Raw genomic sequence first — 20,498 nt, 5'->3', positions numbered from 1 at the left:
GATAGGTCTTTAAAAAATCTATACTCCTCGTTTCATGGCCCGCTGCATATCCCGCTGGTCTTCCCGGCGGCGCACGTCTTCCCGTTTGTCATGCAGCTTTTTCCCACGGACGAGCGCTAGGTCAATTTTGACCCAACCGCGTTTGAGGTACATTTTCAGCGGTACGAGGGTCAGCCCCTGCTGTTCCACCTGTCCAATCAGTTTGCGGATTTCCTGACGATGCAGCAGTAACTTTCGTGTCCGTCGAGGATCGTGGTTAAAAAATTGGGCGGCGGTTTGGTGGGGAGAAATGTGGACATTCAACAGGAGCACTTCCCCATTGCGGATCAGGGCAAACCCATCCCGCAGGTTGACCCGTCCGGCCCGAATGGATTTGACCTCCGTGCCAACGAGTTCAACTCCGGCTTCGTAGGTCTCCAAAATTTCGTACTGAAAGCGGGCCTGACGGTTGTCGCTGACGATTTTGAAGCTTTCTGATTTATCTGTTTTGGTGGATTTGGTATTCATAGTATTTATTTTAGAAGACCCCAGAGCATCGGTTCTAGTCGGGTTTGGGTTCTAGTTGGGTTGGAATTATAGGCCAGCGAACCATTCGTAGCCTTGGTCTTCCCAAAATCCGGTGCGGGGTTGGTAGATGCCACCATAGGCGAGGGCGGCTTGCAGGGCGGGATCACGGGGTCGATCGCGCAACCAGTCCGGCGGGAGTAGGCTATCGGTCAGGGTCACGCGGGTGACCCATTTGCTTTGCTTGTAACCCAGTTTGATGGGGGCGGCGAGGCGCAGGGGAGCACCGTTGGGGATGGGTAATTCCGCGCCGTTCATTTCGTAGGCCAGCAGGGTTTGGGGATGGAGCGAGGAGGCGATGTCCCAGCTTTCGTAGTAGCCGTCGGCGGATTGGAAGTAGGCATATTTGACGTCGGGTTTGGGTTGGGCCAGTTGCACCAAGTCCCGCAGCGCGATTCCGGCCCACTGGACGATCGCCGCCCAGCCTTCCACGCAGACATGGCGGATGACCATGGAGGTTTTGGGCAGTTTGTAGAGTTCCGGCAGGGTCAGTGAGAGCGGCCGATCGACCGCTCCGTCAATCTCCAGGCGAAAGGTCGATCGATCTAAGGTGGGGTAGTAGCGGGAATAGCCGTTGACCAGGAGTTTGTCCGGTTCGATGCGATCGCGGGAAAATTCCGGGACGGGCTTTTGGGGATTGAGCAAGAGGGATTCGATCGACTGGTTGAGCGGTTCCGACAGTTGACCGACTAAGTTGGCCAAGTCCGCCGAGGCACACCCCCCTAGGGCCAAACTTGTGGTCGAAAGGCCAGCCATGCGCAAAAAATGGCGTCTAGTCCAAAGTAAATCAGTCATGGTTCACGAGACATTCCAATCTAATCTACAGCCCAGTCTAAATCTACGTCCAATCTACGTCTATTTGCCCAGTCTATTTACCCAGTCTATTTGCCCATGGAATTGCCCAGCGTTATACCAAATTGATTTATCAATGCTACAGATCCGATCCCCCCTAGCCCCCCTTAAAAAGGGGGGGATTTAGTCAAATTCTTTCAAAGTCCCCCTTTTTAAGGGGGATTTAGGGGGATCGTCATGGGTTGCAATCACAGGTTGATTTGGTATAATTCCTATTTTAATTTTATAAAAATGAAACTTTTTTCGTGTGCTTTCATTTCAAAAATCTGAAAATGTTGAACAAATATACAATGCCAAAATGACAATGCTAAGATGGTGGGCCAATCTCTGTAATAGATATGGATACTGTGATTAGAATGTTGTGTGTTATATGAATTGCTGCAATGTATAAATAACAGCAGTGCAGAAAGGACTGTACTGACCGGACGAATTAGGCCGATCGTAGCCTTCGATTAGCTTCTGTATGTCTTCAGTGGTTAAAGTCTCAAAGTCTACTAAGGCACCGTCGATCGCGGCTTTGCGTTGATTATTCAACTTGATGTGATCAAGCCTTAGCTTTTCGATCGTGGTTTGGGCTGCATCGGCTTTACTGGTATCTTGAGTCGGCAGAATTTCGCCGGATGCTGTGTAGCGGAAGTAGGTGGTGCAGTCTGGTTGTAGGGGCGAGACGGTGCGGTGTGGGTCGTACCATGCGCCTTTTTGCTGGCCGCAGAATTCCTGTAATGGGCGATGGATTTGTTTCGGTTGCGGGGTTTCTGCTTCGGGATAGCCGGGACAGGAGGCCAGTAGATTGGTGTAGCGTAGATGCAGGTCTGGATACAGGGTGCGGGGTTGGAAGTGCTCAATGTGGCTGTTGGTTGGGGTGATGCGCTGCCCACAGTAGCAACAAATGTGACCCTGCTCGGCAATGAGGGCTTGGTGCACGATCGCTTTTTCGGGTTTTTGAAAGTTCTCCCAGGTGGGCTGCCAATCGTCGTTGGCTTTCTGTTTCCATTGGCTAAATTCAGCAGGCTCGGATTGTTTTTGGATAAATCTCATCGTCCCAAAATCTCTTTCCGTCGAATCATGACATCGGCTTTGGCAAATTCCGGTTCGTCCATGCCGATTAGTTGTTCTAGTTCTGTTTTGAGTTGTTTCGCTTCCTCTAAATTACCCTCATCAATCAACCGAAATAGCGCTTGTAAATCCTGTTTAAATCGTGCTGGCCGATCGGGGACATCCATCACCAGTTCTAGGATTTGATTGACATCCCGGCCTAGGGAAACCTCTGGGTGACTGGCTGCAATCCGATCGTCCACTTGATGGAGGAGATAAATATTGTCTGGGGGGAGATCGCTGATGATCAGGGGGGAGTGGGTTGCAAGAATAAACTGGCAATTGGGGAATGCATTTTGCAACGCAGGAACGATCCGTCGCTGCCATTGAGGATGTAAGTGCGCATCAATTTCGTCAATCATAATAACGCCCGTACCTTGCAGCGGATTATCGAGGCTGGGATGGTGAATCGCTAGGCGACGGGCAATATCTGCCACCATCGTTAACAGTGATTTTTCACCATCAGAAAGCTGGTTAATCGAAAGTTCTTGACCCTGTTTGGAAACGGTAATTCTGAGGCGTTGGCGGCGAACCCGCAGATCGGAAAATCCCGGCAGAAACTGGGGAATCGCCTGACGGACTGCTTCTAATTGCCGATCGCGATAGCTCGGCTCTTGTTCCAAGCGTTGTTCGTTTTCTAAATCTTCCCGTTCTCTAAACCATAAAAAGAAATCTGAAAAATCAATACTTTGATTTTCAATAACCTGGTTATTTAGCGTTAAATTGCTGGCTCGATCGAACCAATCTGATTCTCTCAGGGAAAAGTCTTCTTGGGGGGTTCTGCGATGGGTCGGATAATAAATCGACAGCGGGACATTGATGGCGGGATTTTTTAAGTAGGCTTCTTTGAATTTTTCCTGAACATCAGTCAGAAATGGTGAGCCAAATCGAGTTAAATCATCCGGGGTGTTTGCCAAAAAACCGTCTAAGGTGTAGTTTCTGCTGAGTGATAGTCCCCAATCGCCTTCTTCATCAGCGTTGATCTGTGCCCTGAGCGAAACAAACATGTGTTCATACCCAGACTTAATGCATTCGATCGTTGGAAAAATTATTTTTTGGTGATATCGGGTTGGAAGAATGAACTCTGTGTACAGAAATACGCATCGCGCTAGGCATTCTAAAATGCTCGATTTTCCAACGCCATTCACACCGATTAAGACGTTAATTCCCGGTTGAAACTCAAAGTCTAAGGAATCGATTCCACGAAAGGCACGGATCTGAAGCTCTTTAACTAACATGACTTTCCTGGAACTAACATGACTTGCCGAGAAAATGCCAACGAAACATTCAAACTAAAAGGGAGATAGCTTTTATTCTATCTCCCTTCCTGTGTCTAGATACGCTATCTAGTCGCTATGCCTAGCCGATACTCGCGGCTAGCTGAGCTTCTTCTTCCTTGGACACCGTGCGACCCTCATCTTCAAACCCAGCGATTTGGTCGAAGTTGAGATAGCGGTACAGGTCATCCGCTAGGGGATTGAGCTTGTCACCGACGATCGCCATGTATTCTTCGATCGTGGGAATCTTGCCCAACAAAGCGCAGGCAGCGGCCAACTCAGCGGAGCCCAGATACACCTGAGCCCCTTTACCCATGCGGTTATTGAAGTTTCGGGTGGAAGTGGAAAACACGGTGGTGTTGTCTTCTACCCGTGCTTGGTTGCCCATGCAGAGGGAACAACCGGGCACTTCCGTCCGCGCCTGGACGCCTTCAAAGGTGTCATAGATGCCTTCCTTGCGCAGTTGGGTTTCATCCATCCGCGTGGGGGGCGCAATCCACAATCGGACGCCTTCTAGGGCGGGCTTGCCTTCCAGTACCTTGGCGGCGGCGCGGTAGTGACCAATATTGGTCATGCAGGAACCGATGAACACTTCCTGCACCGGATCGCCCGCCACTTCCGACAGGGTTTTGATATTGTCCGGATCGTTGGGAGCCGCCACGATCGGTTCTTTAATCTGATCCAGATCCACTTCGATGATGTCGGCATATTCCGCATCGGCATCTGCTTTTAACAATACTGGATTAGCCAGCCATTCTTCCATTTTACGAACCCGACGGAGAATGGTACGGGCATCGCCATAGCCCCGTGCCACCATGTTTTTCAGCAACGCGACGTTAGAACGGAGATATTCGCTCACAGTTTCAGTACTGAGGGCGATCGTGCAACCCGCCGCTGAGCGTTCCGCCGTCGCATCGGTCAATTCAAACGCCTGTTCCAGCTTCAGGTTGGGCAAGCCTTCCATTTCAATAATTCTGCCGGAGAAGACGTTTTTCTTGTTCTCCTTGGCGACGGTCAGTTTGCCCTGTTGAATCGCCACGTAGGGAATTGCATTGACGATATCCCGCAGCGTGATGCCCGGTTGCAACTCGCCCTTAAAGCGCACCAGCACGGATTCCGGCATGTCCAAGGGCATGGCTCCCAACGCTGCGGCAAAGGCCACCAAGCCCGACCCAGCGGGGAAGGAAATTCCCAGGGGGAAACGGGTGTGGGAATCGCCGCCGGTGCCGACGGTATCCGGTAACAGCATCCGGTTCAGCCAGGAGTGGATAATGCCATCGCCGGGACGTAGGGAAACGCCACCGCGCGTGTTGATGAAATCGGGCAATTCCGCATGGGTCTTGAGATCCACGGGTTTAGGATAGGCAGCCGTGTGGCAGAAGCTCTGCATGACTAAATCGGCGCTGAAGCCCAGGCAGGCCAGTTCCTTCAGTTCGTCCCGCGTCATGGGGCCGGTGGTGTCCTGGGAGCCGACGGTGGTCATGATGGGTTCGCAGGAAGTCCCAGGCCGCACACCGGGTAGACCGCAGGCTTTACCGACCATTTTTTGCGCCAGCGTGAAGCCTTTGCCCGTATCCGCTGGCATTTGGGGCCGCACGAAGAGGTCGCTGGGGGTTAGACCCAGGGCGGTGCGGGCTTTGTCGGTGAGGGTGCGGCCAATGAGTAGGGGAATCCGACCTCCGGCTCGCACTTCGTCCAGAATCGTGTCGGGTTTGAGGCTGAAGGTTGCGATCGTTGCTCCCTCAGCATTTTTCACTTCGCCTTGGTAGGGATAGATGGTAATGACATCGCCGGTGTTCATTTGGGCGACATCACATTCGATCGGCAGTGCGCCGGAGTCTTCGGCAGTGTTGAAGAAGATGGGTGCGATTTTGCTCCCGATGACGAAGCCGCCCGATCGCTTGTTGGGGACGAAGGGGATATCGTCGCCCATGTGCCAAAGGACGGAGTTGATAGCCGATTTGCGGGATGATCCGGTTCCGACGACATCGCCGACGTAGGCCACGGGATGCCCTTTCTGCTTCAGTTCCGCAATCACGTCCAGGGAACCGGGCAGGCGCGTCTCCAGCATAGCGGTGGCGTGCAGGGGAATGTCCGGGCGGGTGGTGGCGTGGGTGGCGGGGGAGAGGTCGTCGGTGTTGGTTTCGCCGGGGACTTTAAAGACGGTGATGGTGATGGCTTCCGGTAGGGTGGGGCGGCTGGTGAACCATTCGGCGTCGGCCCAGGCTTGCATAACCCGTTGGGCGTTGGCGTGGCCGCTGGCGGCGAGTTCCTGTACGTCGTGGAAGGCGTCGTAGACCAGCAAGGTTTTGCTGAGGGCGATCGTGGCGGCTTCAGCGATCGTGACATCGTCGGACTTCAGCAAGTCCAGCAGGGCACTGACGTTGTAGCCGCCCATCATGGTGCCGAGCAATTCCACTGCATAGATGGGGCTGATCAGGGGGCTGCTGGCGTCACCTTTGGCGATCGCGGTGAGGAATCCTGCTTTGACGTAGGCGGCTTGGTCTACGCCGGGGGGAATGCGATCGCGCAGCAGTTCTACGAGGAAATCTTCTTCACCAGCGGGAGGATTTTTCAGCAGTTCGCACAGGTCGGCGGTTTGTTCTGCGCTGAGGGGGAGGGGGGGAATGCCCAGAGCGGCACGATCGGCGACGTGGGCACGGTACGCTTCTAACATGGGTGGATCTCGCGGTTATGAAGAAATGTAGCAACTATTGTGCAGGCTGAGGGGCAGTTCAATCAACTCAAGTGAGGGAATCCTGGGAATGGGAATTTGTTGGGGAGGATGACGGGGGTGTCAATTATTGCAATACTGTTGACTTTATGGGGGATTCTTCGTAGGCTTCGTGCCCATAGCTGAGTACAACCGTGTTGAACAGCCCGTTGGTCGGAGACCGCCCATAGACCTATGATCAGCTAGGCTCCCAAAAATTAAGGTAGGCTCTTAAAAATTAAGGGACAGCCCTAGTTGCTGGAAACAACGGAAGGCCGCTAAACCCCAAAGCTGGATACAGCAGCTAGGTGGTCTGCCACGGATTTTAATATTTTGTAACATTCGATCGGACAACCCTACTTGTCCTGCGCAAAAGGGTGGCTTGAGCTTTTTGGGTTTTTTCCCTTCTCTACAGTCAGGAGAAATCCCTATGTTTACTGTGTTTGGTAGTCCTGATCCCACGATCGAGGATGAACCGAGGCGACTGCAATTTTTTCTGGTGGCTACCTGTGAGGATGTGCAGACGACGATTAATCAGTGACAGGTTTTGCGGTTTTGTGAGCGGATTCATTGGAGTCCGCCGATACCAGTGCTGGGTTCTGATTGGCAATACATCATGATGCAACGCGATCGTTAAACTCTACGATTACTGGCATTTGCTCTAGGGGTTGCAAACCCAAGGTTGAGGCCAGTTGAGTCCAATGGCACGGGTCTTTTGCTTCCTTAGTCTTGCAGTGTCTTATGTATCTTACTGTGCCTCATGTATCTCAGGTGTCTCATGGCCGTTGCTTCCGCCCTATTATGCCACCGTTGGCTAACTCGGTTTTCCCATTGACCTCACTGTTGCTTCTAGTAATGGTGTTTAAGTTGGTAATGACGTGTTTTGGAAAAACAGCTTGAATGATTCCAAGAATGACTTGCACCATTCTAGCCATTGGTCCGTAGGGTTTGAGAAAGTAGAAAAGGCAGGCTATTGAGCGCTCAAAGCAATAGCTTGTCCTTTCTACGCCAACGGTTTGCTCTACGTCAACTGTTTGCTCTACGCCAAATGGTTGCCCTGTATTAATGTTTCTTCTTCTGCTTGCCGTTTTTCTCCTTCTCTTCCTTGTTTTCCTTCTCCTTGCCGTGACTATGCCCCAATCCCATCATCGGGACAGCCCCATCAGGACTGAAATCCCGCAACATCTTGCGCAATTCAATCCCATGCATCTCCTCCTGCCCAATCATGCCCCGCGCATACTCCTCCAGATAAACACTGGCATTCTCCACCACATCTAGCAAATCCTTATACAGCTGGAGCGCTTGGGTTTCATGGCTCATACTCTCCAGCAAAATGTCATAGATCGAATGCTTGAAACTTTCCTCGATCGGCGCAATTTTCAAACTAGGATGCCCACCCAACCCCGTCAAAATTTCCCCCGCCTGTTGCGCATGGAGCAGAGATTCATTCGCCTGCCCCTTCAAAAACTGCACGATCGGAATGCGATTCGGGCCAGTCACCATCAACGAATAATGCGTATACCGCACCACCCCCGCCAACTCATACTCCATGATCGAGTTCAACAACTGCGTGGTGGATTCGAGATCAAGATCTTTCATAGCCAGTCTTTCCAAATAGTAGTAAACTTCAAATCCTCGATCGCCATTATTGCGAATCACTAGATGCAACTGCCCATAGTAACAGCTTCATCTCACAATAAGCCTGACACCTCGTCATTCTGTAACGGTGTTGCGAAAAAGCGGGTGTGATCCCAGCCCCATCACGGATCCCCGTTCCATTAAGCCCCTCAGTCCATCTCACCAGGATACATAATCTCAATAAGCAGACCTACTTGCAAATCAATAAGGGTTTGTGTATGCTATTTGCAGCAAGTGAGCTTTATTGAGAGTCAACTGAGGGTCAACCGGGAGTAAACCTATGCCAAGTTCCTATACTGCTGCATCGCTCAAGGCAGAACTGAACGAACGCGGCTGGCGGATGACCCCCCAACGGGAAGTCATTCTCCACGTCTTCCAAAACCTCCCCGAAGGCAATCATCTCAGTGCAGAAGATCTCTATGAGCTGCTAGAAAGCCAGAATGCAGGCATTAGTTTATCCACCATCTACCGCACCCTCAAGCTCATGTCCCGCATGGGGATTTTGCGAGAACTCGAGCTTGCAGAAGGCCACAAACACTATGAAATTAACCAACCCTCGCCCTACCACCACCACCATTTGATCTGTGTGCGTTGTGGTAAAACGATCGAGTTTAAGAGCGATTCTGTGCTCAAAGTTGGGGCCAAAGTCGCTGAAAAAGAAGGCTTCCATCTGCTGGATTGCCAAATGACCGTGCACGCCGTTTGTCCCACCTGCCAGCGATCGCTCAACCCATTGGTTTAGCTACATCGTGGTTCAGCTCTAATTCTTTTTTGAAGAACATTTTTTTGAAGAACATATAGTTTGCTGAGATCAGTTTGGCATTCCGTGCTGTTTAAGAACTTTAGCAGGGCTAACAAACGAAATCCCCTGCTGATAATATGTACTAATCATGATGGCTTCAATGACAGGCTCATAAACCTTTTTTTCTGCAACCCACTCCACAATAAAGTTTGCACCTGATCCACCACTTGTATCGTCTGCTGCAATGAAAAAGTTTGTGGAAGCAAGTGGTTTAAGTTCTACTGGGCTCTCAACATTTTTTCGAATCAGTTGCCCATCAGTGTCATAGTACCGTACAGAAGTAATAATAATTGAATTAGTCAGATCTGTATTGCGAATACTAAGCGTAGCTGACAGATCCATCACATGATCCTGACTATTGTAGTGATAAATATGTGAGTAAATAGGAACATATAAGGTCTGTCCCATCACCACTTTTGCTCGATCTACAGTAGCTGCCCTCAACGAGGTTTTCTGCTCAGAACTCAATTTTTGCTTTTGTAAGGCAGTTTGAGTTGAACAAGCAGTGGGGACGATCGCAGCGATCGCCCAACAAACCCAGAAATGCTGCTTTAGCTTCATTGGCATGCGTCCAAGCATCTCATAATATAATTGCAGTCACGCTTATCGCAAAATTAACTCTCTCCTGTAGACTCAAACGGCAATAGTATGCTGGTTTCTTGAGGGAGAGCAAGTTTATGGGAGGAGGATTCGGTGATAGAGTGGATTTTAGCGCAACAAACCCCCTTAAGCAGTCATCCCGCTACAGACAGCAAAATAGTAGGAGCTATTCCTGAGCTAGTGATCATCTTGATCATTCTACTCATGATTGCAACGGCTGTTGCCCTTGTAACCCAGCGACTGCGCATTCCCTATGTCACAGGTTTAGTGCTAGCAGGGTTGCCCATCACGGAGGTTTTGTCGCGTCGAATTGGTTTAGACCCATCTCTTGTTTTAAATCTTTTCTTACCCATTCTGATCTTTGAAGCAGCAATCAATACCCATATCAGCCATCTCCGTAGCACCTTTAAACCAATTACACTGCTGGCAGGACCAGGATCGATTTTATCTTCGGTGATTATTGCGATTCTGGTGAAATTTGGTCTAGGGCTAAGTTGGATTCCGGCTCTACTGATTGGGATTATTCTAGCGAACACAGACACGGTTTCGATGATTGCTGTGTTTAAGGAAATCCGTGTCCCTTCACGACTAACTACCATTGTGGAGGGAGAAACTCTGTTCAATGATGCCGCAGCCTTGGTTTCCTTCAATTTGATTCTGGTCGTTTATGCAACAGGCTCTCTTACTGTCATTGAAGGAGCTAGGGAACTGCTCGTCGTGGCTTTGGGCGGAGGACTTGTAGGAGCTATCTTAGGCTACTTAAGTTTACCTATTTTTGCTCAGCTCAATGACCCCTTAAGTAGGCTCTTGCTAACCGTCGCTTTAGCATTAGGAACCTTTCAGATTGGACAATTCTTGGGGGTATCGGGTGCGGTGGCGGTAGTCATTGCTGGACTCATTTTTGGCAATCTTGGGTTAACTCGCAGTTCATCTGCTTCTGATCGCATTGCTTTATTGAGTTTTTGGGAGTATGCAGGTTTTGGAGTCAATACATTTATTTTCTTGCTAATCGGCATCGAGATTAACCCAGTGACGCTGTGGAAAATTCTACCGTCTATCCTGCTTGTGATTTTGGCGTGTCAACTGGGGCGAATTCTCTCAGTCTACTTGTTGCTAGCCGGACTGCGTTGGTTCGATCGCCCCATTCCCCTACGCTGGCAGCATGTTTTATTCCTAGGGAATATTAAAGGCTCTTTGTCAATGGCATTGGCGCTCAGTATTCCACTAACTTTGCCTGGACGAAATAATATCATTGAATTGATCTTTGGCGCAGTGCTGTTCTCTCTAGTTGGACAAGGGCTAAGTCTACCTTGGCTGGTCAAACGGTTAAAAATCAATCAAGCTTCTGATGAAATGGAACAGTCTGGAAAGCTACAGATTCAGTTAATTGCAGCTAAAGCAGCTCAAGACGAATTAGACAGTTTACTGAAGTCAGGCATCCTGCCCAAGGCAATTTACGAAGAACTTTGGGCGTCCTACCAGGCACGAGTAGCAGAGTCAGAACGGGTGCTGCGTGACTTTCATAATCAATATCGGGCAGATCAACTACGGGGCGATCGCCACGGACTAGACGCAATTCGGCGGCAGCTGCTTCTAGCAGAAAAAGGTGCCGTGAGTGCTGCGCTCCGCAAGCGAATTGTGCCAGAAGATCTGGTACAACCTTACATTAAAGATTTGGATGAGAAACTTTTAAAGTTGGAAGATGACTAGCCTGAATGCCCAGAAAATCAATCATTTGGTGAACTAACTCAGGACGAGTGACAACCAGAATTGTCGAACCTGCTTCCAACACAGTACTACCATTTGGAATTTCCAGATTGGCGCAGGTATGGCATTGGTAACCAATGATTAGTGAACTGTTTGGAAAACGTGGGTCTTGAGCAATTTGGGCAACGGTACGACCAGCCACATAGCAATCGACTGGAACAGGCAACTTTAGTACTTCTACCTGCCCCTGCTCAAAGTGCATCATTGACTCAACTGCGGGGTATTCAATGGCATTTACCATTGTTGCAACGGCTAAGTCAACTGTGCTGATAATATGGCTGGCTTGCGCTAAACGGTAAGCTTCTAGAAATTCCTGATCTCGCATTCGCACCACTATATGAGAAACCCCATAACTCCTCGACAATGTAATCATGGCTAAATTCAATGCGTCATCTCTGAGTGCAGCAACAACTGCATTGGCTTTTCGAATCCCTGCCTCAATAAGAACTTTTGTGCTAACAGCGCTACCTTCAAATGCCATGACTCCAATTTTCTCACGGGCAAAGCGACAGGCAAGTGGGTCTATATCAATGATTGCCACAGTATGACCGAGAGTTAATAACTGCTGGGCTAACCCCAGTCCCATCATTCCTGCCCCACCAATTAGAACGTACATAGCGAGCTGTCACCCCTGGAATGAACATTACTGATCTTCACTATAGAATCCGTTTAAGATTTTTTTAAGCCGCTCATCGTTTCACCATGAGACGAATGAAACCTCTTCGAGAGGATGATCTGCCTAAGCTAGGGGTAATCATGCTGACTACCTCCGACAACCAGCCATCTTCAAGCTAGTCTCGAAGAAATTCTCGCGGACTATCGCACCAAGTTAGAAACTCGATGACAACTGACTCCAGACGGTAGTGATTGCTCGAACAACGCGGCTTTTGGTCACTGGGATTGAGCAGTTACGTCAAGTATTGGGCAATTAAGAACGGGATCATTCAGGTGTCGCTTAAACCTCAAAATTGAGGAGGGGCGATCGCCCCTCCGGTTCTGCCTATCTAGAACAGAAAATTTCTAGAACAGAAAATAGCGCTGTGCCATGGGTAACACCGTCGCAGGCTCACAAGTGAGCAATTCCCCATCCGCCCGCACTTCATAGGTCTCTGGGTCAACCTCCATCTGCGGCAAGGCATCATTCAGCTTCAGATCCCGCTTACTCAAGCTACGAATTCCCGAAACTGCCACCGCCTTTTTCTGCAAGCCCAGCGCATCGGGCACGCCCTTTTTCAAAGCGGCCTTAGACACAAACGTCAGCGAAGTGCCCTGCACCGCACCGCCAAAATTGCCAAACATCGGACGCATATGGACAGGTTGTGGTGTGGGAATGCTGGCATTGGCGTCTCCCATTTGCGACCAAGCAATCATGCCGCCTTTAATCACCATTTCTGGCTTTACTCCAAACATTGCCGGTTTCCACAAACATAAATCAGCGAACTTACCCACTTCCACCGAACCGACATACTTCACAATGCCGTGGGTAATCGCTGGATTGATCGTGTACTTTGCAACGTAGCGTTTCACCCGGAAATTATCATGGGTTGCTGGATCGGTTTCCAAGGCTCCCCGTTGCACCTTCATCTTATGGGCTGTCTGCCAGGTGCGCAGAATCACTTCCCCAATCCGACCCATGGCTTGGGAATCCGACGAAATAATGCTAAAGGCTCCCAGATCATGGAGGATATCTTCCGCCGCGATCGTTTCTCGCCGAATCCGCGACTCCGCAAAGGCGACATCTTCTGGAATGCTGGGATCTAAGTGGTGGCACACCATCAGCATATCCAAGTGCTCATCCAACGTATTCACCGTGTAGGGGCGTGTTGGATTGGTAGAAGACGGCAGCACATTGGGTTGGCCGCAGACTTTAATAATGTCCGGAGCGTGGCCGCCGCCTGCACCTTCGGTGTGGTAGGTGTGAATGACGCGATTTTTGAACGCCGCGATCGTGTCTTCCACAAACCCCGCCTCATTCAGCGTATCGGTGTGAATCGCCACTTGCACATCATAGTCTTCCGCTACGCCCAGGCAAGTATCGATCGCCGCTGGAGTTGTGCCCCAGTCCTCATGGAGCTTGAGGCCGATCGCCCCCGCTTCCACCTGTTCCTCCAACGCTTCCGGTTGCGCCGAATTGCCCTTCCCCAACAACCCAAAATTCATGGGAAACGCATCCAAGGACTTCAGCATTTGCCCTAAGTACCACGGCCCCGGTGTACAGGTGGTGGCATTGGTGCCCGCCGCTGGCCCGGTTCCTCCGCCAATCATGGTTGTAATGCCCGCCGCGATCGCCACTTCAATTTGTTGTGGGCAAATGAAGTGAATATGGGTATCAATGCCTCCAGCGGTCAGAATCAAGCCTTCCCCCGCGATCGCCTCTGTTCCTGGGCCAATAATGATATCGACGTTATCCTGAACGTAGGGATTCCCCGCTTTACCGATCGCACAGATGTGGCCATCCTTGATCCCGATATCTGCCTTGACAATGCCCCAGTAATCGACAATCAGCGCATTGGTAATCACCGTATCCACGGCTCCATCGGCATTGGTAATGGGAGACTGCCCCATTCCATCGCGGATCACCTTACCCCCGCCAAATTTCACCTCATCGCCATAGGTTGTGTAATCCTGCTCCACTTCTATGATGAGTTCGGTATCTGCCAGCCGCACACGATCGCCCACCGTAGGCCCGTAGGTTTCTGCATAGGCGCGGCGACTCATCCGATAGCTCATAGTCAGCTCCTGTAGACCGATCGAAAAAAACGAGCGTATGGCTAACCATAGCACCTGTTTTCCTAGAATTCGTGCTGGGTTCAGATTTTTTCCAGATCGATTGCTTGTTCTCCAGGAAGGGCGCGACTGAGACTCCATTGATGGTCAGCCAAAAAGTCAAGGGATCCATCAGAACTCTATTCAGGGTTGTCCTTGTTAAGATCGCAATTGCAATTTCCAGGTGAGATCCCCTCTAACCTTGATCCCAGATGGAATGGTTTTCCACGACAACCATTCCGTCAACGCAAAATCCAACGCACCAAGCTCCTGTAACCTAACCTTCTCTAACACTGGAGAAGATTCAAGCAATATTCAAATTGAACAAGAGAGATTGACCAGTCCTGGGAATGCTAGGTTGCTTCCAAGGACTTTTGTGCGCCATATCATAGGCACTTGTGCGAGAAATCAATGATGGAAGCCTTGGGGTACGGCATATCTATAGACATCTCATTGTTAAAAATCTCTCCTTTTTAAGCTCTGAACTTTTAAGGAATGAATGGGAGTTGCCAGTTTGAGTCCCGTTGCACGATTTCAGTGTCCCTTGTATTTCCATGAGAGGCTCTATCACAATGCCCACCTTTTTCAACTTGGCAGACCATCCGATCGATCGCTACATTACGCCCACTGCTGCCCATGGCTTAGTTGAAGAGATCCTCGCAGGCAAACCAGGGCTCTTTCCCATCACCGGCCAAGCAGGAACCGGCAAAACAACGACCTTGTTTATGATTGCCTATCGTCTGTGGCAACAGGGGCACCCCATGACAGTTCTGAGTTCCGATCGTGCCCTCTTGGAGGATGCCTTTCTCTTTCCGCCGGAATGGAAGCTGCAATGGGTGGAACCTTCAGAACAGGCTTGGTTAGAGGCGATCAATTTGGCGGTTGCGCATCCGGAAATGGCCCTAGTGATTGATCAACTCACTGGTGACAATGACGCAGCAGTCAAACAGGCAACCAGTGCTGGCCACTGGGTTTTAACTTGCATTGATACGCCCTTTGTTGGGATCGATGTGCTCTATAATCTCCGGGCTTGGGGCTTCACCACCACTGAGATTCTCACCCTCGTTTCTGGTATCGTTTCGCAGATGCTGTTGCCTCGGTTATGCGAAGACTGTAAACAATTAGTGCCTGCAACCTTAGAGGAAACCAGGCTGATCTATCCCGAAAGCCAGATGGCCCAGGAACTCTGGCGCGAGGTGGGCTGTCCCACTTGCCATGGCTCAGGCACAGGGGGGCGGTCACGCTATGGACGCTGCGCCATTTTTGAAGTGCTGAAAATTGATCCAGAAATCCATCCGCACCTGATCCAGTCCCTAGAGCACGATCGCCTGTTGCCTTTACCCGCGCAGAAGCAGTTCACCCTGCGTGATGCCTCCCGCGAACTGGTCAAACAGGGCCGGGTGGGGATACAAACCTACCGTCGAGAGATTTTGCAAAATCCACTGCTGCGTTTTCAACACTTGTGGGAACAGGAGAAACTGCGAGCCAATCGAATCCAAGGGCTCTTTGGACGATTTGTCACTCAACAACTGATTGAGCGCTTAATGTCTCAACCGGATTTCGATCGGATTATTGAAGGTGAACGGCGCTATGTGACCTGTTTTTTCTGCGATGTGCGAGGCTTTACGACCTGGGCAGAACACAGTAGCCCCCACGACATTTTTTGGGTTCTGAATCGATACTTTCGCGAAATTATCGACATCGTATTTCACTATGAGGGCACGATCGATAAATTTATCGGCGATGCCATCATGGTGGTCTTTGGCGCTCCGATCTCCCAAGCGGATCAGGAATTGCGGGCGGTAAATTGCGCGATCGCGATTCAGCAGAAAGTGGCTGAGATGAATCAACACCACCCCATTCCCATCCAGATTGGCATTGGCATTAATTCCGGTGAAGTAGTCGCAGGGTGCCTCGGGAGTGATTTGCGGATGGACTATACCATTTTGGGAGATGTGGTCAACACGGCAGCTCGGTTAGAAAGCGCAGCCCAAGCCCAGCAAATTCTCCTCGGAAAAACAACCTATCAAGCGGTGCAAGGGCAGGTGGAATGCCACGCGATCGGGCGTTTGATTGTGAAAGGGAAAATGGATCCTCTTGAGACCTTTGAAGTGATCTATTGATGCTAATACTTGATGTGAATGCTTGATGCCAATTCTTGATGCCAATGCTTGATGCCAATGCTTGATGCCAATCGCTCGCTTCCACGGACTTGCCTCAAATGCTGAGTGCAATGGTGAATCCGATGTTTGGTGTGACACCCCATCTAATGCCTCCCACGATCTTTGGGAGCTGATTTCGTGATTGCTGCTGGGGATCACTGGGGATCGTGTGAATTAAAGTTAAGAACTGTTCAAATACATTGAGAATCCCCACAAACCTGCGTGTGAGTTTTAAGCTGAGATATTCCTAATCGCCTGCATTAATTGGTGCTCAGGCTGATTGGTGCTAGTCATCGCAGCCAATCCCACGAGTACAAGTTGCCGTCCACTCTGTTCACTCTGTTTACCCATAACTTATTGAGCCTGTGTAGACGTTTTCCAGATAAAACGCCTTTTGGGATTGATCATGAATAACTTTAAGAACCTGCATCGGTATCGCTTAGCTTGCACACTTTCCTTTGGGGATATCTACGGTCAAATTATCGTTTGGCTGCTTGTGATTTTTCTGAGTCTTGCTGCCGCCATGGGCCTCATGGGGGCCAGTCGGCCTATCTATGCCCTGGCCACGGTTGGGCTCATTCTGGTATTGTCTTTGCCGTTTCTGTTGTTTGCCTTTGTGACCACGTTGCTGAACCATATTGAGGTGCGGGAGGTAGCCCCCAGTTCAGAAACGGCCTCTAACAATCCCCCAGCAACGAATCAACAGCCTGCCATTATCTAGTGGTATTGCCTGAAGCGTTACATTGCTGAGGTGTTACAGTCCCTTGAGCGAATTGTGAGGGATGCCACTCCGACTGGGGTGAACCCGTGCGGGAAGGTTTCTGCGGGGCGATTGGAGAAGTCATTCTCGATCGTCCCCGTTGAATCTTCCCGTCTTGCGCTACAATCCATGGGCAGTTCATCCGAGTTCTTGTGAGGCCGTCCTGTGGCAGAAGAATCTAAACGTAATCGCTGGTTACCCAAAGTTGTCCTCATTGTGGCGACGTTGGCCCTACTGGGGGTTTCCTTTGTACCCTTAGTTGGTACGATGAATTCCGGCCAGGGAAACGCGCCTAGTGCGGTTCAAACCCCGGATGCTCAGCGGAAGCAGCTGGAGGATCAAGCGCGGGGCTATGAAGCGGTTCTGAAACGGGAGCCGGATAACCAAAATGCACTGAAGGGCTTAATCGATGCCCGTCGGCAGTTGAATGATATCAAAGGCACGATCTCGCCCCTAGAAAAATTGGTGCAACTCAATCCTGCTGAACCGCAGTACGCGGTGCTGTTGGCAGAAACCAAGCGCTATGCCAATAACGATACGGAAGGGGCGATCCAGACCTACCGTGAGGCCCTGAAAACGAAACCTGGCGATCTGCTACTGCTCCAAGAATTATCGAAACTCCTGATTAACCAACAGCGCCCTGAAGCCGCGATCGGGCTCTTGCAAGATACCCTGCGGGAAGCTCCCAAGCTAAACCAAGTGACACCGGGCAGCGTGGACGTTGGGGCGCTTCAAGTCCTTCTGGGACGTGCCTTTGCCTCCCAAAAACGCTACGACGAAGCACTGCAAACCTTTGATACGGCCATCAAAGCAACCCCCAATGATTTCCAAGCCTATCTTGGCAAAGCATTGACGTTGAAAGACCAAGGCAAGGATTCTGAAGCGAAGCCGTTGTTTGACAAGGCGGCTTCCTTGGCTCCCGCGCAGTTTAAGGATCAGATCAATCGTCTGGCTTCAACAGCACCCACCACCGCTCCAACGTCTGCTCCTGGAGGGGCAGCGGCTCCAAATACTGCCCCCAGTATGGCCCCTGGAGGGACGGCTCCGGCTCCCGAGGCCAAGGATGGCAAACCCAGTGAGGCTCCTAGTCCTGCTCCTGAAAATACCGCTCCTGAAAATAAAGGAAGTGAGAAACCTGCCAACTAGTGAGAAACCTGCCAACTAAGGATCTGGGGGCATGGTCTGAGGGGCAACAGTAGATTGGCCGGTGAACTGTTGCCTTTTAACAAGCTGCTAAGACTGCGATCGGGTGCCTTTTGGGGAATTCGATCGCAGTCTTGGTCTAAAGGCTCCTGCACCCCTTATTTGTGCATTCTCTTATACTCAATTTGGATTCAACAAAACTGCCATGCAGTTGCTGTCATCCATCTGCTACGTCTCTGCCATGTCTGATCTGCCATGCATCTGCCGTACCTTGTAGTCAGGGTGGCAAAGTAGTCAGGATAGCCAAACAGTCAGGGTGGCAAAATTGTTGTAAGCCAAGTTAACACCAATGGAATCTAGCTTGAGTATCTCTTTATGTCAATTGGGATGACAAAACGAGGAAGTGCGATGGGAAGAAGTACGATGGCTGACAGTCAGTCCCTGCGGCTGTTATCGGCTGCTGCTAAGTTCCACCATCAATTGACTGAATATGTGGCTGAACAATTATACTCAGCAGGGTTTGAGGGTGTTTCACCTTCGATGTTGCATTTTCTCAGTGTTCTTGATGGTGGCGTGAGCTATGGGGCTGAGATCTCTCGCCAATTGCAGGTATCCCGTCAGATGGTGGCCAAAACGATTAAGGAATTATGTCAGGCTGGTTATCTGGAGCAGGGAGATGGGATTGGTCGGCAGAAGCAAATTCTTCTGACTGACAAAGGAGAACGTCTCATGGCGATGGCTAGGTCGATATTAGCGGATCTCGATCGAGGGTTTACCGATCGCTGTGGTGAAGTCCAGATAGAAGAAATGACGACGCAATTAGAAATGTTGAAAGAGACGTTCTCGATCGGGCAAGAACGAGGTTAACGGGGAAGTTGTAGTTGTGTGGCAGCAGGTATTTGGGAATCTTGTCGGATTAGAATCTGATCAAATTGGAGATCCGGCCTGCTGCTATGAAAGATTCATGCTCAGTGAAAGGTTCATGCTCAGTAAAAGGGTTATGCTCAGTATGGATAGAAGCTGAGTCTATAGAGCTGATCGAGGAAATTTCTAGATGAATAGATATGGTCGATTAGTCTACTGCATTGATTGGCAACCGAATGCGAAATTCCGTTCCTTCACTGAAGTTAGATTGCACCTCTAAACAGCCGCCGTGTTTATCTTCCACAATTTGACGGGCGATCGCCAATCCTAAACCGGTTCCTTTGCCCACAGCTTTCGTGGTAAACAAATGATCGAAAATTTTTGCTTTTACCTCTTCAGCCATCCCTTTGCCATTATCCCGAATCGAGATTTGTACTTGATTGTCAAGTAGGCTCGTCTGAATAGTAATTTGTTGGGGATTCGCTTTGAGCGTGGCGAAAGACTGGGATTGAGCCATTTCATCGAACATATCGATCGCGTTGGCAAGAATGTTCATGAAGACCTGGTTGAGTTGACCTGGGAAGCATGGAATTTCAGGAATTTCCCCATAGTTTTGCAGGACTGCGATCGCGGGACGATATTCGTTCGCTTTCAGTCGATATTTAAGGATCAGGAGAGTACTATCAATGCCTTCATGTAGATTAGCGCTGACCTTATATTCGGTATCAGCTCGGGAGAAGCTGCGGAGGCTGGTGCTGATGGCTGCGATGCGATGGGTGGCTCCCATCATAGAATCTAGTAACTTTGGGAAGTCTGCTGCTATGAATTCCAAGTCTATTTCCTGGGCTTTCTCGAGGATAACGGAAGAAGAATGAGAATGATGCTTTTGAGCCCATGCAATGTACTCTAGCAGCGCTTGCACATAATCTTGGGCGTTATTAATGCTGCCATTGAGGAAGCCAATGGGGTTGTTGATTTCGTGGGCAACACCGGCTACTAAGTTCCCCAGTGCAGACATTTTTTCGCTCTGGATTAATTGCATTTGAATATTTTGAAGGGCAGATACCTTATGGTTGACCTCTTGCTCTAGCTTTTGGGTTAAGCGATACAGCTTAAGATGGGTTTTGACTCGTGCTAGTACTTCTCGTGTTTCAAAAGGCTTTGTGACATAATCAACAGCACCTAATTCTAATGCTTTCACCTTATTTTCTGTATCTGAAAGAGCCGTCATAAAAATGATTGGAATATTTTGCACTAGGGGAATGGATTTCAGCTGTTGGCAAGTTTCAAATCCATCCATCCCTGGCATCATGATATCTAACAAAATCAGATCAGGAATTTCTTGCTTAACTTGTTGGATTGCTCGCTCACCACTGATGGCGATCGCTACTTCAAAACCCTCCTCCTCAAGGGTTTCACGAATTACATCAATATTGGTTGGAGTGTCATCGACAATGAGAATTAATCCTGTATCAAAACTGTTCATCGAAATTCA

15 protein-coding genes and 1 pseudogene are annotated in these 20,498 nt (G+C 49.9%); 6 read left to right on the top strand and 10 right to left on the bottom strand.

Translation table 11 applies throughout. The features are described 5' to 3' along the window. Positions 1 to 18: 18 nt before the first annotated feature. The 6 genes and pseudogenes from smpB to H6G21_RS05560 form a co-directional block, all read right to left on the bottom strand. Positions 19 to 507, bottom strand: coding sequence for an SsrA-binding protein SmpB (gene smpB / locus H6G21_RS05585; protein ID WP_190571428.1), 489 nt, complete (start codon positions 505 to 507; stop codon positions 19 to 21). 66 nt (positions 508 to 573) lie between these two features. Next, entirely contained in the window at positions 574 to 1,359 is a 786-nt protein-coding gene (locus H6G21_RS05580; RefSeq protein ID WP_190571419.1) for a molybdopterin-dependent oxidoreductase, read from the bottom strand. A gap of 423 nt (positions 1,360 to 1,782) precedes the next feature. After that, the gene (locus H6G21_RS05575) at positions 1,783 to 2,454 is read right to left on the bottom strand and encodes a retron system putative HNH endonuclease (protein ID WP_190571417.1); all 672 of its coding nucleotides are present in this window, start codon (positions 2,452 to 2,454) and stop codon (positions 1,783 to 1,785) included. Further along, positions 2,451 to 3,749: an AAA family ATPase gene (locus H6G21_RS05570; RefSeq protein ID WP_190571415.1), complete on the bottom strand. Its 1,299-nt coding sequence runs from the start codon at positions 3,747 to 3,749 to the stop codon at positions 2,451 to 2,453. The genes H6G21_RS05575 and H6G21_RS05570 overlap by 4 nt, the downstream gene beginning before the upstream one ends. A gap of 121 nt (positions 3,750 to 3,870) precedes the next feature. Next, positions 3,871 to 6,465 (bottom strand): bifunctional aconitate hydratase 2/2-methylisocitrate dehydratase, encoded by a 2,595-nt coding sequence (gene acnB / locus H6G21_RS05565; protein ID WP_190571413.1) that lies wholly within the window; start codon positions 6,463 to 6,465, stop codon positions 3,871 to 3,873. 1,203 nt (positions 6,466 to 7,668) lie between these two features. Next, positions 7,669 to 8,100, bottom strand: a pseudogene (locus H6G21_RS05560) (ferritin-like domain-containing protein); the annotation flags it as partial. A gap of 319 nt (positions 8,101 to 8,419) precedes the next feature. Here H6G21_RS05560 and H6G21_RS05555 point away from each other — a divergent pair. Next, complete coding sequence (locus tag H6G21_RS05555) at positions 8,420 to 8,881, top strand: transcriptional repressor (RefSeq protein WP_190571408.1); 462 nt, start codon at positions 8,420 to 8,422, stop codon at positions 8,879 to 8,881. 69 nt (positions 8,882 to 8,950) lie between these two features. Here H6G21_RS05555 and H6G21_RS05550 read toward each other — a convergent pair whose 3' ends face one another. After that, positions 8,951 to 9,502, bottom strand: coding sequence for a DUF3124 domain-containing protein (locus H6G21_RS05550; protein ID WP_190571962.1), 552 nt, complete (start codon positions 9,500 to 9,502; stop codon positions 8,951 to 8,953). Between the two features lie 135 nt (positions 9,503 to 9,637). On the opposite strand from H6G21_RS05550, the gene H6G21_RS05545 reads away from it, so the two are divergent. Beyond that, on the top strand, positions 9,638 to 11,251 hold the full coding sequence (locus H6G21_RS05545; RefSeq protein ID WP_190571960.1) for a cation:proton antiporter: 1,614 nt from the start codon (positions 9,638 to 9,640) through the stop codon (positions 11,249 to 11,251). Here the strand turns inward: H6G21_RS05545 and H6G21_RS05540 are convergent. Continuing rightward, positions 11,208 to 11,924, bottom strand: coding sequence for a TrkA family potassium uptake protein (locus H6G21_RS05540; RefSeq protein ID WP_190571406.1), 717 nt, complete (start codon positions 11,922 to 11,924; stop codon positions 11,208 to 11,210). The genes H6G21_RS05545 and H6G21_RS05540 overlap by 44 nt on opposite strands. Before the next feature lie 404 nt (positions 11,925 to 12,328). Next, positions 12,329 to 14,038, bottom strand: a complete 1,710-nt coding sequence (ureC, locus tag H6G21_RS05535) for an urease subunit alpha (protein WP_190571404.1) — start codon at positions 14,036 to 14,038, stop codon at positions 12,329 to 12,331. 608 nt (positions 14,039 to 14,646) lie between these two features. Here ureC and H6G21_RS05530 point away from each other — a divergent pair. The 4 genes from H6G21_RS05530 (at position 14,647) to H6G21_RS05515 (ending at position 19,006) form a co-directional block, all read left to right on the top strand. Further along, positions 14,647 to 16,197, top strand: coding sequence for an adenylate/guanylate cyclase domain-containing protein (locus tag H6G21_RS05530; protein ID WP_190571402.1), 1,551 nt, complete (start codon positions 14,647 to 14,649; stop codon positions 16,195 to 16,197). 445 nt (positions 16,198 to 16,642) lie between these two features. Beyond that, positions 16,643 to 16,957 (top strand): hypothetical protein, encoded by a 315-nt coding sequence (locus H6G21_RS05525; RefSeq protein ID WP_190571400.1) that lies wholly within the window; start codon positions 16,643 to 16,645, stop codon positions 16,955 to 16,957. A gap of 204 nt (positions 16,958 to 17,161) precedes the next feature. Beyond that, a complete protein-coding gene (locus H6G21_RS05520) occupies positions 17,162 to 18,142 on the top strand; it encodes a tetratricopeptide repeat protein (RefSeq protein ID WP_347277984.1) in 981 nt (326 codons plus the stop codon). A 420-nt stretch (positions 18,143 to 18,562) separates the two neighbouring features. Continuing rightward, entirely contained in the window at positions 18,563 to 19,006 is a 444-nt protein-coding gene (locus tag H6G21_RS05515) for a winged helix DNA-binding protein (protein WP_190571398.1), read from the top strand. Between the two features lie 205 nt (positions 19,007 to 19,211). On the opposite strand, the gene H6G21_RS05510 is transcribed toward H6G21_RS05515, so the two are convergent. After that, entirely contained in the window at positions 19,212 to 20,489 is a 1,278-nt protein-coding gene (locus H6G21_RS05510) for a response regulator (RefSeq protein WP_190571396.1), read from the bottom strand. Positions 20,490 to 20,498: the final 9 nt, after the last annotated feature.

It is taken from the genome of Alkalinema sp. FACHB-956, from assembly GCF_014697025.1.
In the GTDB taxonomy this organism is placed as follows: Bacteria; Cyanobacteriota; Cyanobacteriia; order Leptolyngbyales; family Leptolyngbyaceae; genus Alkalinema.
Note: the sequence above shows the minus strand (reverse complement) of the source record. Positions and strands in the feature narration are given on the sequence as shown.